16 protein-coding genes are annotated in these 14,258 nt (G+C 57.5%); 14 read left to right on the top strand and 2 right to left on the bottom strand.

Annotated elements, in window-relative coordinates; all coding sequences use genetic code 11:
• The first annotated feature begins 3 nt into the window (after positions 1-3).
• The 4 genes from fdh3B to C7H08_RS01915 all read left to right on the top strand — a co-directional run bounded on the left by fdh3B (position 4) and on the right by C7H08_RS01915 (position 2,243).
• On the top strand, positions 4-612 hold the full coding sequence (gene fdh3B / locus C7H08_RS01925) for a formate dehydrogenase FDH3 subunit beta (protein WP_106670065.1): 609 nt from the start codon (positions 4-6) through the stop codon (positions 610-612).
• Positions 613-701: 89 nt separating this feature from the next.
• Entirely contained in the window at positions 702-1,874 is a 1,173-nt protein-coding gene (locus tag C7H08_RS01920) for a formate dehydrogenase subunit gamma (RefSeq protein WP_106670064.1), read from the top strand.
• Positions 1,871-1,999 (top strand): hypothetical protein, encoded by a 129-nt coding sequence (locus C7H08_RS18470; protein WP_265013611.1) that lies wholly within the window; start codon positions 1,871-1,873, stop codon positions 1,997-1,999. Before C7H08_RS01920 ends, C7H08_RS18470 begins: the two co-directional genes overlap by 4 nt.
• Complete coding sequence (locus tag C7H08_RS01915; RefSeq protein ID WP_106670063.1) at positions 1,992-2,243, top strand: sulfurtransferase TusA family protein; 252 nt, start codon at positions 1,992-1,994, stop codon at positions 2,241-2,243. The genes C7H08_RS18470 and C7H08_RS01915 overlap by 8 nt, the downstream gene beginning before the upstream one ends.
• Before the next feature lie 60 nt (positions 2,244-2,303).
• Here C7H08_RS01915 and cypR read toward each other — a convergent pair whose 3' ends face one another.
• Positions 2,304-3,335 (bottom strand): transcriptional regulator CypR, encoded by a 1,032-nt coding sequence (gene cypR / locus C7H08_RS01910; RefSeq protein ID WP_227663219.1) that lies wholly within the window; start codon positions 3,333-3,335, stop codon positions 2,304-2,306.
• 199 nt (positions 3,336-3,534) lie between these two features.
• Between cypR and C7H08_RS01905 the strand changes: the two genes are divergently transcribed.
• The 3 genes from C7H08_RS01905 (at position 3,535) to C7H08_RS18465 (ending at position 7,235) form a co-directional block, all read left to right on the top strand.
• The gene (locus C7H08_RS01905) at positions 3,535-3,855 is read left to right on the top strand and encodes a 2Fe-2S iron-sulfur cluster-binding protein (protein ID WP_106670062.1); all 321 of its coding nucleotides are present in this window, start codon (positions 3,535-3,537) and stop codon (positions 3,853-3,855) included.
• A gap of 72 nt (positions 3,856-3,927) precedes the next feature.
• Positions 3,928-5,337: a cytochrome P450 gene (locus C7H08_RS01900; protein ID WP_106670061.1), complete on the top strand. Its 1,410-nt coding sequence runs from the start codon at positions 3,928-3,930 to the stop codon at positions 5,335-5,337.
• Between the two features lie 176 nt (positions 5,338-5,513).
• Positions 5,514-7,235, top strand: a complete 1,722-nt coding sequence (locus C7H08_RS18465) for a PAS domain S-box protein (RefSeq protein WP_106670060.1) — start codon at positions 5,514-5,516, stop codon at positions 7,233-7,235.
• Positions 7,236-7,258: 23 nt separating this feature from the next.
• Here the strand turns inward: C7H08_RS18465 and rlmE are convergent, their stop codons facing one another.
• A complete protein-coding gene (gene rlmE, locus C7H08_RS01890; RefSeq protein WP_106670059.1) occupies positions 7,259-7,882 on the bottom strand; it encodes a 23S rRNA (uridine(2552)-2'-O)-methyltransferase RlmE in 624 nt (207 codons plus the stop codon).
• A 162-nt stretch (positions 7,883-8,044) separates the two neighbouring features.
• Here rlmE and C7H08_RS01885 point away from each other — a divergent pair, with 162 nt between their 5' ends.
• From C7H08_RS01885 to C7H08_RS18300, 7 genes are all read left to right on the top strand, one after another.
• Positions 8,045-9,691, top strand: a complete 1,647-nt coding sequence (locus tag C7H08_RS01885; RefSeq protein WP_106670058.1) for an NAD(P)/FAD-dependent oxidoreductase — start codon at positions 8,045-8,047, stop codon at positions 9,689-9,691.
• A complete protein-coding gene (locus tag C7H08_RS01880; protein ID WP_106670057.1) occupies positions 9,688-10,416 on the top strand; it encodes a TrmH family RNA methyltransferase in 729 nt (242 codons plus the stop codon). The genes C7H08_RS01885 and C7H08_RS01880 overlap by 4 nt, the downstream gene beginning before the upstream one ends.
• 7 nt (positions 10,417-10,423) lie before the next feature.
• Complete coding sequence (locus C7H08_RS01875) at positions 10,424-11,422, top strand: lipid A deacylase LpxR family protein (RefSeq protein WP_106670056.1); 999 nt, start codon at positions 10,424-10,426, stop codon at positions 11,420-11,422.
• Positions 11,423-11,473: 51 nt separating this feature from the next.
• A complete protein-coding gene (locus C7H08_RS18125) occupies positions 11,474-11,629 on the top strand; it encodes a hypothetical protein (RefSeq protein ID WP_165793916.1) in 156 nt (51 codons plus the stop codon).
• Positions 11,630-11,771: 142 nt separating this feature from the next.
• Positions 11,772-12,671, top strand: coding sequence for a serine O-acetyltransferase EpsC (gene epsC, locus C7H08_RS01870; protein ID WP_106670055.1), 900 nt, complete (start codon positions 11,772-11,774; stop codon positions 12,669-12,671).
• Positions 12,672-12,705: 34 nt separating this feature from the next.
• Positions 12,706-13,449: a deoxyribodipyrimidine photo-lyase gene (locus C7H08_RS18305; RefSeq protein WP_227663218.1), complete on the top strand. Its 744-nt coding sequence runs from the start codon at positions 12,706-12,708 to the stop codon at positions 13,447-13,449.
• A 12-nt stretch (positions 13,450-13,461) separates the two neighbouring features.
• On the top strand, positions 13,462-14,208 hold the full coding sequence (locus C7H08_RS18300; RefSeq protein WP_227663217.1) for an FAD-binding domain-containing protein: 747 nt from the start codon (positions 13,462-13,464) through the stop codon (positions 14,206-14,208).
• The last annotated feature ends 50 nt before the right edge of the window (positions 14,209-14,258 follow it).

Genomic DNA, 14,258 nt, shown 5'->3' with positions numbered 1-14,258 from the left:
AACATGGCACTTGAAGGACAAGCACGCGCAAAGTTTCTTTGCGACGCCGAACGCTGCATCGAATGCAATGCCTGCGTTACGGCCTGTAAGAATGAGCATGAAGTCCCCTGGGGCATTAACCGTCGACGTGTGGTAACCATCGATGATGGTAAACCCGGAGAGCGTTCGATCTCGGTAGCTTGCATGCACTGTTCAGACGCGCCCTGTATGGCCGTCTGCCCGACAGACTGCTTCTACCAGACTGAAGACGGAATCGTGTTGCACTCCAAGGATCTGTGTATTGGTTGTGGGTATTGTTTTTACGCCTGCCCCTTCGGCGCGCCCCAGTTCCCCCAGGCGGGCAACTTTGGCAGCCGAGGCAAGATGGACAAATGTACGTTCTGTGCAGGCGGTCCCGAAGAAGATAATTCCACAGCCGAGTTCAACAAATACGGTCGCAACCGTATTGCGGAAGGCAAGCTGCCGATCTGTGCAGAAATGTGCTCGACCAAAGCGCTGTTGGCCGGTGATGGTAACGACGTGGCAGACATCTATCGCCAGCGTGTGGTGAACCGTGGTTTCGGTTCAGGCGCATGGGGATGGGGCACAGCCTACGAGAAGAAGGGCGCTTAAATCGGCCTGACTGACTGTTCCGGGGCCTCAGGGCCCCGGAATTGATTCAGGCACCGAATTCTTTTTGTTGATTCCGCTGGAGTGCACTCATGAACCTAAAAATATTCAGTGTCGTCGCGCTTTTAATGACGGCACTGATGGTCAACCCGACCCTGGCGGACGAAGCTCCGCCGGTCGATAGAACGGCTACCGGGGGCGCTCAAACCCTGGAAGACATCATGGCTCGTCAACAGCAGTTGAAAGTCGACGAGTCTTTCCGATCAGAAAACCTGGGTGATCCAGCCAATGCGGCGGCGGTCAATGATCAATTGGGGACCCGTGGCGGGCGCTCTGATGCCGACGTCTGGCGCGGCGTTCGCTACAACGAGAATGACGCCCGCACGCAGGTCCGGGGGCCCGCAACCAACGTCATGATCCAGGACGGAGGCATCTCCTGGTACAAGTTACGGGGGGGGCCTGTCATTAACTATGGCGGTGGCGCAATCCTGGGCTTCGTGCTCCTGCTGGTAGTCTTTTACTTTGTACGCGGCAGAATCATGATCGACGGCGGCCCATCAGGCACCCGGATTGAACGATTCAAGGCCATCGAACGCTTTGGCCATTGGCTATTAGCTGGCTCGTTTATCGTGTTGGCCCTGACCGGACTGCTCACACTGATGGGCCGCAGCTTCCTGATCCCGGTGATCGGGAACGACGCCTATTCGACGCTGGCGGTCGGCTCAAAGTGGCTTCACAACAACATTGCCTGGTCCTTCATGTTGGGTCTGGTGATGACATTCTGCATGTGGGTGGCCCATAACATCCCCAACAAGCTGGATTGGCAATGGCTTAAGGCGGGCGGCGGTATTTTCACCAAGTCCCACCCTTCATCCAAGAAGTTCAACGCTGGTCAGAAAATTATTTTCTGGACGGTCATGTTGCTGGGCGCCTCCGTTTCACTGTCGGGCCTATCGCTGTTGTTCCCGTTTGAAATGCCGATGTTTGCAGCGACTTTCGACATCATCAACAGCATTTTGGGAACTGATTTCCCGACCGTTCTGGCACCCCATGAAGAGATGCAATACGCCAACCTCTGGCACTCGATTGTGGCGTTCCTGATGATGCTGGCCATCATTGCACACATTTACATCGGCTCAGTCGGTATGGAAGGTGCTTTCGATGCCATGGGTAACGGTCAGGTTGATTTAGCCTGGGCTCGCCAACACCATGACCTGTGGGTTGAAGAGCGTCTGGGCAAACAGGACAAGGGGGAATCATCGTGAAAGTCATGCTTCTGGGATTTGTGGCAGCCTTGGTGATCGCGGCTCTGGCGCCGATCGTTCTGGATCAGTTCGGTTGGTCTTCAGCCGAGCAATACAGTAGTGAGTCGAGTGTACGACTTGACTGATTACTCAGCCTTGGATCAAGGGGTACTCCAGATCGATGCCATCGGCCTGGTGTGCCCCCTCCCCATTTTGCGTTTTAAAAAACGCACTCAGAATTTACCGAGCGGCACGCAGGTTGAGTTTCTGGCCGATGATCCCAGCGGTCGTCGCGACCTGCAGTTATTGTGTGAACTGACCGGTCACAGGATTGAATGGATCCACGAAGAGGATGCAGAAGTCCTCCGTTATCGCATCTGTCTAGCGTAGTTCAGCTGCGCGAGAATACGTGAATTGACCTGAGTCCGGCCTCCTTTCTCAGCCCAATAATCAACCCTGGTTCCGGCGCCGATACTCATCCGGCGTCACGCCAAACCACCGCTTGAACGCCCGCCGGAAATTGGCACTGTCGTGATAGTTCAACAACTCTGCCATGGCCTCAACAGACATTCTGCTATCACGCAGATACCCAACCGCCTGTTGCGACAGGATCTCATCTCGAAGTTGCCGGAAACTACTGCCTTCATCTTTCAGCCGTCGCGCCAACGTACGCTTGCAGATAAACAGCGCCGCCGCGGCTTCTTCCTCGCTCAGTACTCCGGGTGGGTGCGACAGCATCATTTTCTGGACCTGGTATTTGCAGGTTTTCTCACTGGGGTGCAGTTGCGCCAGCATGGTTTCGCACTGTTGCAGTGCCATCATATAGTTTTCATGATTGGCAGAAGCGTTCGGCACCTTGCATACGTTGAGGGGAATTTTCAGTAACAGGGCGTTGGCCCCGAACTCGATGGGCCCGGGGATATGATCGGCATAACGCTCACTGTAGGCGGGCTCTTTGTGGACAAAGCAGCTGACCACCTCCTCCACCGGGCGGCCGACAATAAACTCAGCGCTGTCAAAAAAGATAACAACCGCAATTTCACTCAATACTCGCAGCAGTTCCTCGTTAACCGGCATATCAAATGAGCAGGTCACCTCGAGCCAGTTGCCATTCGTCACTAACTCAAGCCGGGCAAGGTTCATTCGGATCGGAAGAAAAGCCTGAAACGCCCTGAGTGCAGTGAGTAAGTCCGGGCTGCTGTTCACCAGAAAACCCATCGCGCCATGCGTGGGGGAGGTCAGGCGCTGCCCCAGGCGCAAGCCAAACGCCGGGTCCTTCGCCAGCCGCAAACTGTTCTGCAGAATACGCAGTTGCTGTGGCGGCGTGAGCAAGGTGTCTTCCTGCAAGAACTGATCGACCGACAGTTGCGTCATCGCCAACAAATCGGACACGTCTCGCGCCTGCAAACCCAGCTCCCGGGCGATCAAACGGCTGTAATTGGAGGGAATACACGCCAGGTTCGGGTCGATTACACGCATCATTATTGTTGTATCCGTTAGTGGGCGTTCAATCACTGGATTACGCCAGAAAACGTCGCTCCATCGGAGTGTCTTTAAATGACCCCGTCATGTCAAGTAATGACCTGCCCCCAACCCGGCGCAGCACGTAATCTGGCCTCACTGTACTTATACCCTGAAGCAACACAGGCGAGTTCCCTGAAACAACACAGACGAGGTGTCTATGGGCCGAATTACCTTTATTGAACACAGCGGCACGGAACATGTCGTGGACATCGAAGTGGGCCAATCCCTGATGCAGGCCGCGGTAGAGAACGGCATACCCGGGATCGATGCGGATTGTGGCGGTGCCTGTGCCTGCGGCACCTGCCATGTGATCGTTGATAAAGACTGGGTGCAGGCCACCGGCGGCATCAATGCCGATGAGCAGGGCATGCTGGGACTGACGCCGGAGATCACCGATACCTCGCGCTTGTCCTGCCAGGTAACCCTCTCGGAATCTTTGGACGGACTGATTGTGCGGCTACCGGAATTCCAGATGTGAATGACAACGCCAGGGTTCGACGTCAAATTTTCCGGACCGCCTGATATACAACAATGACCCCAGAGGTGTTGCATGAACCTACTGAAACCCCTGCTTGAACCGGTTATCCAGCCAGCCCTGGACAAAGCCACGTCGGTTATCCCCCTGCACTGGCAGATCAGAGGCGCCCACGCCTTTCAGAGCCTGAAGCAACGCGCCGGAAAGGCCCGGCCGATACCGGTTTTTAGCGAGGTCCCGCTGCCCGATGTGTCGACACTGGCGCTACAAGACATCGATGTCAGTAACCCGTTCCTGTATCGGCAAGGTCTATGGCACTCCTATTTCAAGCGGCTGCGGGATGAATGCCCAGTGCACTTCCAGAAGTCCAGCCCGTTCGGCCCGTTCTGGTCGGTGACACGTTATGAAGACATTATGTTCGTGGACACCCACCATGACCTCTTTTCCGCCGAGCCGATCATCACTATCGGACCGCAGCCCGAAGGGCTGGAGCTAGAAACCTTTATTGCGATGGACCCGCCCAAACATGATGCACAGCGTCAGGCTGTGCAGGGTGTAGTGGCGCCGAAAAATCTGGCGCAAATGGAAAACCTGATTCGTAGCCGCACAGCCGATGTCCTGGACCGCCTGCCCGTCAACGAACCGTTTGATTGGGTACAGAACGTATCCATTGATCTCACCTCACGCATGCTGGCAACGTTGTTTGATTTTCCGTTTGAACAGCGCCACAAGCTGGCCTATTGGTCCGACGTGGCGGCAAGCCCGCCAGAGGCAACGGGCGGCAGTTCCAATACAGCTGAAGCCTTTGACGTCGCCGCCGATATCGCCAGTAATATGTCATCACTGTGGCGCGACAAGGAAGCCCGCATAGCGGCCGGCGAAGAGCCCGGGTTCGACTTGATCAGCTTATTGTTAGCCAATGCCACCACCCGAACCATGATCAACCGGCCCATGGAGTTTATGGGCAACATGGCACTGTTGATCGTCGGCGGCAACGACACCACCCGTAACTCCATGACCGGCGGCCTGTGGGCGCTCAATCAGTTCCCGGATGAATTCGCCAAACTGAAACAGAACCCCGGCCTGATTCCCAACATGGTCTCAGAAATCATTCGATGGCAAACGCCGCTGGCCTATATGCGTCGGGTGGCCAAAGAAGATGTGACGTTGAACGGACAGACCATCAACAAGGGCGACAAAGTCGTGATGTGGTATGCCTCCGGCAATCGCGATGAACGAGCCTTTGAGCAAGACCCGGACCAGTTCATCATTGATCGCAAGAACGTCCGTAAGCATCTGTCGTTCGGGTTTGGGGTGCACCGCTGCATGGGTAATCGCCTGGCGGAAATGCAGTTGCGCATTCTGTGGGAAGAGCTGCTAAAACGTTTTGATGACATCGAGGTGTTGGATGAACCTGAGTATGTGCAATCAAATTTTGTGCGCGGCTACACCCGAATGAGCGTGAAACTCACGGCGATAACCTGAAGGCATGGGCCGAGGGGAGCCTTAGCCTGTGAACCGAGTGTTGAATTGCGATCGTATTGTTGTGCTCAAGTTTTAACTTGTTCAGCCGACACTCACTATCATCGGCCAGCTTTCACGGCAATGCTTTACGCACGCGACAACAAGCTTGGCTCTATTCAACACAGGGTTCACATTTCATGCTTTTTCTATCACGCTTGTTTTCGAAATCTCCGCATACTCTAGCCCTGGAACAGGCGCCTCAAGCGATAGTGACGATCAATGAGGGTGGACTGGTAACCCTTTTCAATGCCGCGGCAGAGGATCTCTGGGGATACACTCGAGCCAGCATCCTCGGCCAACCGTCATCAAAGCTGTTCAAAACCTCCGACCTCAACCTGACCAGTACCAAAGACAAGCTGGTGCGTGAAGTGCAGCTTACTCATTCGGATGGTCGGATTTTCTGGGCGGAACTGGCGGTTTCGCACGTTCAGGGTGGCCGCTCTTTAAAGCACACTATCGTTGCGCGCGATATCACTGACGAGCGTTATGCCCGTGAGATGATGAACCAGACTCTTGAGCAGGCGATGGATGCCGTTGTCTCTATTGATGAGCACAACAACGTCACGTTCTTCAACAAAGCTGCCGAGGCTATGTGGGGCTATAACCGCTCCGAAGTGTTGGGCAAAAATGTGAAGATGTTGGTTCCCGCCAATATACAGTCGCAGCACGACGGCTTTGTTAACCGGAACAGAGATACCGGCGAGAATCGAATTGTCGGCAGTTATCGTGAGATTACCGTTCCGCGCAAAGACGGATCCTGGCTTTGGGGGCAGGCCGCCATCAGCAAAATCAAGTTTGATGGCCGCATTACTTACACAGCGTTTTTTAAAGATGTTACCGAAGAGGTAGAGAAACGGGAAAAAATGGAGATGTTGTCTCTGGTTGCGGACCAGGCCAACAGCGGCATACTGATTACCGATGGCAACGGCAAGATTGAATACATCAACGCCGGTTTCGAAAAGCTTACCGGTTACAGCCTCGAAGAGGCTCGTGGGAAGAAACCCGGCCCGCTGCTTCAAGGCAAGGACACAGATCCAGAGACGGTTAAGGCTATTCGCTACCACCTGGATCGCCAAGAGCCTTTTTACATCGAAATCCTCAACTATCATAAGAACGGCACACCCTACTGGGTGTCGCTTTCCATCGCGCCGGTTTTCGATGACCGGGGCCGGGTTGAACGCTTGATCTCGGTTGAGGCCGACATTACCCGAAGCAAGCAGGAGACTGTCGACTTCACCCGACGCTTGAAGGTCATTGAACAATCCATGATCACTATGGAGTTCAATCCGGATGGTAGCTTTTTATCTGCCAATCGGTTGCTTCAGGATAAATTTGAAGGTAAGGGCCAAGCGGCACAGATCGCAAAGGCGCTGTGGTCAACACTGACCCCTGACAACCTCAACACGCTGCGCAGCCATGATGAGTTCAGCGGCAAAGCTGCCGTCGAACTCGCTGGCATGCCGCCTCTGGCTTTGGACTACCAGGTTGCGGCCTTGAAGCACTTTAATGGCGATGTTCGACGATACGTGCTCTTTGGCATCGACATCACCGACCGGCATATAGCGCTGAGTGAAACCCAGGAAGCGATGCAATCCGTACTCCAGGTCAGCAATCAGATCAGCGGTATACTTTCAACCATCAACACCATAGCGGATCAAACCAATCTTCTGGCGCTGAACGCTGCCATCGAGGCGGCTCGCGCGGGCGAAGCAGGCCGTGGTTTTGCCGTGGTGGCGGATGAAGTACGCACCCTTGCCAGAAAATCCAGTGTTTCGGCAGGCGAGATCGACAAGCTGGTGGCTGAAACCAATCAGCGCGTTGAAACCCTGGCGGCTTCTCTCGCCAAGATCGATGGTTGAGGCGGGGAACAGTCTATGCCGCCTCAAGCGCCCCGGAAGCCCTTGGCCACCAGGTACACTTCCCGGGAGCGCGCCCTTGAGGAGTCCGGCTTGCGCACCACCACCTTGTCAAAGAATTGCCGAACGGCTTTGACATAACTGTCATAGCCTTCGCCGTGGAACACCTTGGCGACAAAACTGCCTTTGGGCTTGAGCACCTGGCAGGCCATGTCCAGTGCCAGCTCCAGCAGATACATGGAGGCCGCTTGATCCGCTGCGTTCACGCCACTGATGTTGGGCGCCATGTCGGAGATGACCACATCTGCCAGGGCGCCATCCAGCGTGGCCATGATCTGGTCAAACACCGCCTGCTCAGTGAAGTCGCCCTGGATAAATTCAACCCCGGCGATGACGTCCATCGGCAGGATATCCGACGCCACCACCCGACCCTTATGGCCCACCAGTTTGGTGGATACCTGCGACCAGCCGCCCGGTGCCGAGCCCAGATCCACCACCAGCGCCGTGGGCTGGATCAAACGATCCTTGTCATTGATCTCCAGCAGTTTGTAACTGGCACGGGAGCGGTAGCCGTCCAGCTGTGCTTGTTTCACAAAGGGATCGTTGACGTGCTCTTCGAGCCAGCGGTTACTGCTTTTGGAACGGGCCATGGGGTGTCTTCTGTTCACTGCGGATGAAGTCGCATTGTACGCCGCTGCCTGCGCTACCGCAAAAGCCGCCCGGTGCCTGACAAGCACCCGGCACGGCAGTACAATGGGCGCACTTTGCCAACCGCAAGCTGCCGGGCGAGTGCTCCGCAGCCAGGACCTATCATGATTCGCGTTACCGAACTGGCCTTACCCCTTGATCACCCGGAGCACGCCCTGCGCGCCGCCATCCTGCAGCGCCTGCAACTGCGTGATGACCAGTTGCGGCACTTTACCGTGTTCAAGCGCAGCTACGATGCCCGCAAAAAAAACAGCGAGATCAAGTTCGTCTACATCGTTGACCTGACCGTACAGGACGAGGCCGCGGTACTGGACCGGTTTGCCGGAGACGCTCACGTTCGCCCGGCACCAGACACCGCCTACTACCCAGTCGCGCAGGCGCCTGCTGGCTTGTCCGAGCGCCCGATTGTGGTCGGGCTCGGCCCTTGCGGCCTGTTTGCCGCGTTGCTACTGGCGCAGATGGGCTTCCGGCCGATCGTACTGGAGCGCGGCAAGGACGTACGCCGGCGCACCAAAGACACCTGGGCGCTGTGGCGTAAAAAACAGCTGTCGCCGGAGTCAAACGTTCAGTTTGGTGAAGGCGGCGCCGGTCTGTTTTCCGACGGCAAGCTGTACAGCCAGATCAAGGACCCGAAGTTTTACGGCCGCAAGGTCATGGCCGAGTTTGTGAAAGCCGGCGCCCCGGAAGAAATCCTGTTCGTCAGCAAGCCGCACATCGGCACCTTCCGGCTAACCGGCGTGGTGTCGCGCATGCGGGATGAGATTATCAGTCTGGGTGGCGAGATCCGCTTTGAACAGAAGGTCACCGACCTGTTGCTGGAAGACGGCCAGGTCCGGGGGGTTGAGCTGGCCAGTGGCGAGCAGCTGATGAGCCGCCATGTGGTGATGGCGCTCGGTCACAGTGCCCGGGACAGCTTCCGCATGCTCCATAAACGGGGCGTGTTTCTGGAAGCCAAGCCCTTTGCCATCGGCTTCCGGATCGAGCACCCGCAAAGCCTGATCGACCACGCCCGCCTCGGCAAATACGCCGGCCATCCGGCCCTGGGTGCTGCCGATTACAAGTTGGTGTACCACGCCAGCAACGGCCGGGCGGTGTACAGCTTCTGCATGTGCCCGGGCGGCACCGTGGTGGCTGCCACCTCCGAGCCGGGGCGGGTAGTCACCAACGGCATGAGCCAGTATTCCCGCAACGAGCGCAACGCTAACTCCGGCATTGTGGTCAATATCAGTCCGGAGCAAGACTTTCCGGGCGACCCGCTCGCCGGCATGGAACTACAGGAGCAACTGGAAGCCCACGCCTACGTTCTCGGTGGCAGCGATTACTGTGCGCCCGCGCAGTTGGTAGGGGACTTTATTGCGGGCAAGCCGTCAGACAAACTGGGTGAGGTGGAGCCGTCCTACCAGCCCGGTATCCTCCTGGGCGATCTTGCCTCCGCCCTGCCCGTTTACGCCATCGACGCCATCCGCGAGGCCCTGCCCGCCTTCGGCCGACAGATCCGGGGCTTTGACCGGCCCGATGCGTTGCTGACCGGTGTTGAAACTCGCACCTCGGCCCCAGTCCGCCTGACCCGCGACCGTGAAAGCCTGCAAAGCCTAAATACCCGAGGCTTGTATCCGGCGGGCGAAGGCGCAGGCTATGCCGGCGGCATCCTGTCGGCCGGCGTGGACGGCATCAAGGTCGCCGAGGCGGTCGCCAACGCCATATTGGCGGACCTCGAGACAGCGCCAGAAACTCAGGAAACCAGGCCGTGAAGCTGGACGACCTTAAGAAGCTGCACCAGAAAAAATACCGCCAGTCGCTCGGACGTTTCCTGGTGGAAGGCGAGCACCTGGTACTGGAGCTGGAAAAGGCCGCAGCCAGCAACCCCCACTGGCAGCAAGCCGAACTCTACGTCACCGAGGCCTATCAGGACTGGCAGTGCCCCTGGCCCCAACACCTGGTCAGCGACCGGCAAATGGCCCAGCTGGCCGACACCAAAACCCCGCAAGGCATACTTGCGGTCGCGCCCCTGCCATCGGGGGCCGTTAACACCCCTACACACGGCGAAAAGGCGGTCTACCTGCATGAGGTTCAGGACCCCGGCAACCTGGGCACCATCTTGCGCACCCTGGCCTGGTTCGGCGGCTTTCGCTGCCTGCTCAGCCCCGGCAGTGTCGACCCCTACAACCCAAAAGTGGTGCGCGCCAGCATGGGCGCCATTTTCCACGTACCGCTGGAAGCCGACGTTCGCCTCGACACCCTCACCAGCCGTTACCCCCGCATCGCCTGCCTGGACATCGGCGGCGACGCCATCACCAGCCCTGCGTTCCAGAACCACGACTGCTATCTGTTCGGTAACGAAGCTCGGGGCCTGCCCATCGAGGCATTAACCGGGCTCAGCGCCCGGCGCTACACCATCCCTGGAGCCGCAGTGGTGGAATCACTGAATCTGGCGTCGGCGGTCAATATGGCGATGTATGAGCTGAATCGGAGTTAACCAATACGTGCCTGTTATCCTAAATCGTGCATTCTTCATGTTGCTTCTCGCCACTCTGATACCCGCGACCACAAAAGCCGACATCCTCAGCATTGCCTGGGACAACGACCTTCTGACCGGCGAGGATCGTGGCTATACCAACGGCGTTCGGATTTCGTATCTGACCGCTGCCGCGGAAGACAGCGGCAAGCCATCGTCGACTCTGGCGCGAACAGGAAAAGAGGCCCTAGCTAGGTTACCCGGCATCGGGCAAGCGGAGAACAAGCACGCCCTTTCCTTCAGCCTTCGACAACTGATGGTCACCCCGGCCGATATCGCCAACCCGGAACTCCAGCCAGATGATATCCCCTATGCCGGCCACCTATCACTGAGCAGCACTCTGTGGAGCTGGAATGCGGACACCATCACGGGATTTGGCGCGCACCTTGGGGTGATCGGCCCGGAAAGCGGAGCGGAAGCGAGCCAAAAGTGGGTGCACAAGCTTACCGGCAGCACAACGCCCAGAGGCTGGGATCATCAATTGGGAACCGATGTGGTCGGTGGCATTCAGGCTGCCCATGGGCGCAGGGTGTTTCATACAGGCAATACGGGGGCTATCCAACAACAGGTTTCCGTGGTTGGCTCTACCTTGATTTCCAGCTTCCGCACCACCGCCAAAACCGGTCTGGTGTGGCGCATTGGCCGCGACCTTCCGATGAATCTGGTGCCGGATTATGCCGGGACCGCCTCTACCATCGCGCTGCCCGGCTCGTTCAGTGGAAGCCCGACCAGCTGGTCGGTTTTTGTAGGCCTTGGGGTGGAATATGTTGCCTATTCATATCTTGAAGACAACTCAGGCCCCTTTCAATTCAAAGAAAGTCCGCTTTTGGGACAGGTGGGCATCGGGGGCTCCTGGCAATGGAACCGGACTCAGGTTTCGCTGACCCTTCGGGCCACGACTGGGGAGGAAGAAAGCAGCAAAGATAATTTCAGTTTTGGGACGCTGTTCGTCAGCTGGGCGCTCTGAGACACTCAGGCCGACCTCGACCGGGCGCTGGCCCATGGCGACGATCAGCGCATGCAGGCGTTGACCAGAGCCGCGCTTGAAGAAGCCAGCATTGACCCCAAGTTTCTTTCTGGACGCCTTCAGCTCGACAGCGAGGAAGCCTGCCTGCGCGCCCAAGGTGGCGACTGGCTGGCGCGACTGGCGCAGATAAGGCGAACCAGGCACTGAGCTGGCGTTTTTCCAAACATAGAGCGATCTTTGACTATTTGACGGTCCGCGAGGTGATCGGAGTGCAGGCTTCCGACCGTAATCTTAGACATACCGATCATTTTTTGGTTAGCCTGAAACACCCACTTGAGAGGAGCGCGCATTGGAACCGGAAAAGAGCCTTATTGATCGGGTCACCGATCAGCTGCGCCAGGAACGGCGTAACTGGCGCGAGCAACAGGGGCGGGAACTGGATCTCGGCAGCCGTGAGCTGCCTTCCCATCAGGCAATCCACGATGTCGTCGATACCCTTTGCGCTGTCTTGTTTCCCATGCGTCTCGGCCCTCCAGATCTTACCAAAGAGCGTGAGAATCATTTCGTCGCTTACCAACTGGGTACCGTTGAGCGTGAGCTGACACACCAGGCCGGCCTTGAACTTGAATACGCAGATCGCAGCCAGCAGGCTGCGAGTACGCTGCAGCGTGAGGCCAGCGGCCTGGTTGCGGAATTGATCGGACAGCTTCCCGCTTTGAGACGGCAGCTGGATGATGATGTCCTCGCCGCCTACCGTGGTGATCCCGCCGCGACCTGCGTGGATGAGGTTTTGATTTCCTACCCCGGCGTGCATGCGCTAATTCACCATCGACTGGCCCATGCCCTGTATCGGGCGGGGTTACCCATTATCGCCCGGATTATTGCCGAAAAAGCCCATTCGGCGACGGGCATCGACATACACCCGGGGGCGACCATCGGTCGTTCTTTTTTCATTGACCATGGCACGGGCGTGGTGATCGGCGAGACCGCGATGATCGGGGATCGGGTGCGTATCTATCAGAATGTGACCCTCGGCGCCGTCAGGTTCACCGAAGATGAAACCGGCTCGTTGACCAAGGGCGAGCCCCGCCACCCCATTGTCGAAGACGACGTGGTGATATACGCCGGCGCCACCCTGTTAGGCCGGATCACCATCGGGCGAGCGTCCGTCATCGGTGGCAACGTGTGGCTCACTCGAAGCGTTCCACCCGAGAGCCAGATTTCCCAGGCGTCTCTTCAGCAACGCTGAATCCGGTTGTCGTTTGCCGGTTGAGAGCCACACCATGCAGATTTTTTGGCTAAAACGTAATTTACGACTTCAGGATTCAGAGCCGTTTTTTCTGAGCCTGAAGTGCTGGCGTGCATTCGGCCGCGTGCTTCCGCTCTATATCCACGAACCCGAATTGATCGCTCAGCCGGACGTTGCGCGTCAGCATCAGGCTTTTACTCAGGAAACCCTTGCCGAACTGGCGACCGAACTGCAGGCCCTCGGAGGTGAGTTGCTGCAAATGGTCGGCGAGAGTGTGGCCGTGCTGGACAGGCTGCATCAATGCCAGCCGATCACCCGTATCTGGAGCCACCAGGAGACGACCCAACACAGCCAGTACCAACGAGATCGGCAAGTTCGCGCCTGGTGTCGAGCGCACGGTGTTGAGTTGATGGAAGTGGCGCAGAACGGCATCGCGCGCGGGGCTCAGCCGTCCATCTCATTTCCTGAGTATTTTTCGAAAAGTGTCAATCTCACGCTCAGAGACCCGACGGGGGCAGAGCTGTCGGCGCGGTTTGCACCCCTGCCTGTTCCAAGCTGCGAGCTTCACGACATCCCCCTGGCGGCCGGTGCGGATAGACCCCTTAGGCAAGCAGGTGGACGAAGTGCCGCGCTGACCGCTCTGGATAATTTTTTCACTATCCGCAACATCAATCGGTACCCGTTTCAGATATCCAGCCCGAACACCGCGTGGGAAGGTTGCTCTCGGATATCGACGTATCTGGCCTACGGCGTGCTCTCGGATCGCGAGGTGTTTTAGGCAGTTGATCGAGTGGTGACCAGCGGTCATCAGACGCTGGATGCGCAGGCATTCCAGCGGCTGCAGGAGCGCGCCCGCTTTTTCCTCGATCGACTGTGCTGGCGCCGGCAGTATATCCAGACTTTTGAAACTCGCCCTGAACTGGAATATGAGTGCCTGCTGCCTCAGTTCAACGGCGTGCGCGAAGCCACCTTCGATGAGCGGCTTTTTGAGGCCTGGCAATCCGGCCGCACCGGCGTTCCTTATATCGATGCGGCCATGCGCTGCCTGCATCAGACCGGATGGATCAACATGAGGCTACGGGCCACCGTGGTGTCGTTCGCCACCATGAACTTCTGGCTGCCGATCACCCGGGTGGCGCAATTTCTGGCCACGGAGTTTCTGGATTATGAGCCGGCAGTACATCATGTTATCCACCAGATTGTTGCCGGCACCACAAACTTTGACGGTTTGATGGTTTATGATCCAATCAAGCAAGGTCGGGATCACGATCCGGATGGGCTGTTCATTCGCCGGTGGGTTCCAGAGCTTTCGGGGCTGCACGGGCCGCAGGTGCATGACCCCTCAACAACCGCCGGACAGCACTCTCAGGCTGCCAAAGGCCTTGGCTTTGCGCCCTACCCTCAGGTCATTGTCGACTGCCGGCTAACGGCCAAAGTTGCCAGGCGCCGGGTTCACGCGATCAAGCATGGTCTTCCCGACCCGGGGTTCGCTGGCGCTGAGGTAACGGAAGTTGAACAACAGTTGCGCCTTATTTGATATCCTGTATCCAAACCACCCTCGCAGCTGAAGGGACGAATGCGCGATTG

Source organism: Marinobacter halophilus (genome assembly GCF_003007685.1).
Classification (GTDB): Bacteria; Pseudomonadota; Gammaproteobacteria; order Pseudomonadales; family Oleiphilaceae; genus Marinobacter; species Marinobacter halophilus.
This window is presented reverse-complemented; position numbering and strand designations above follow the sequence as displayed.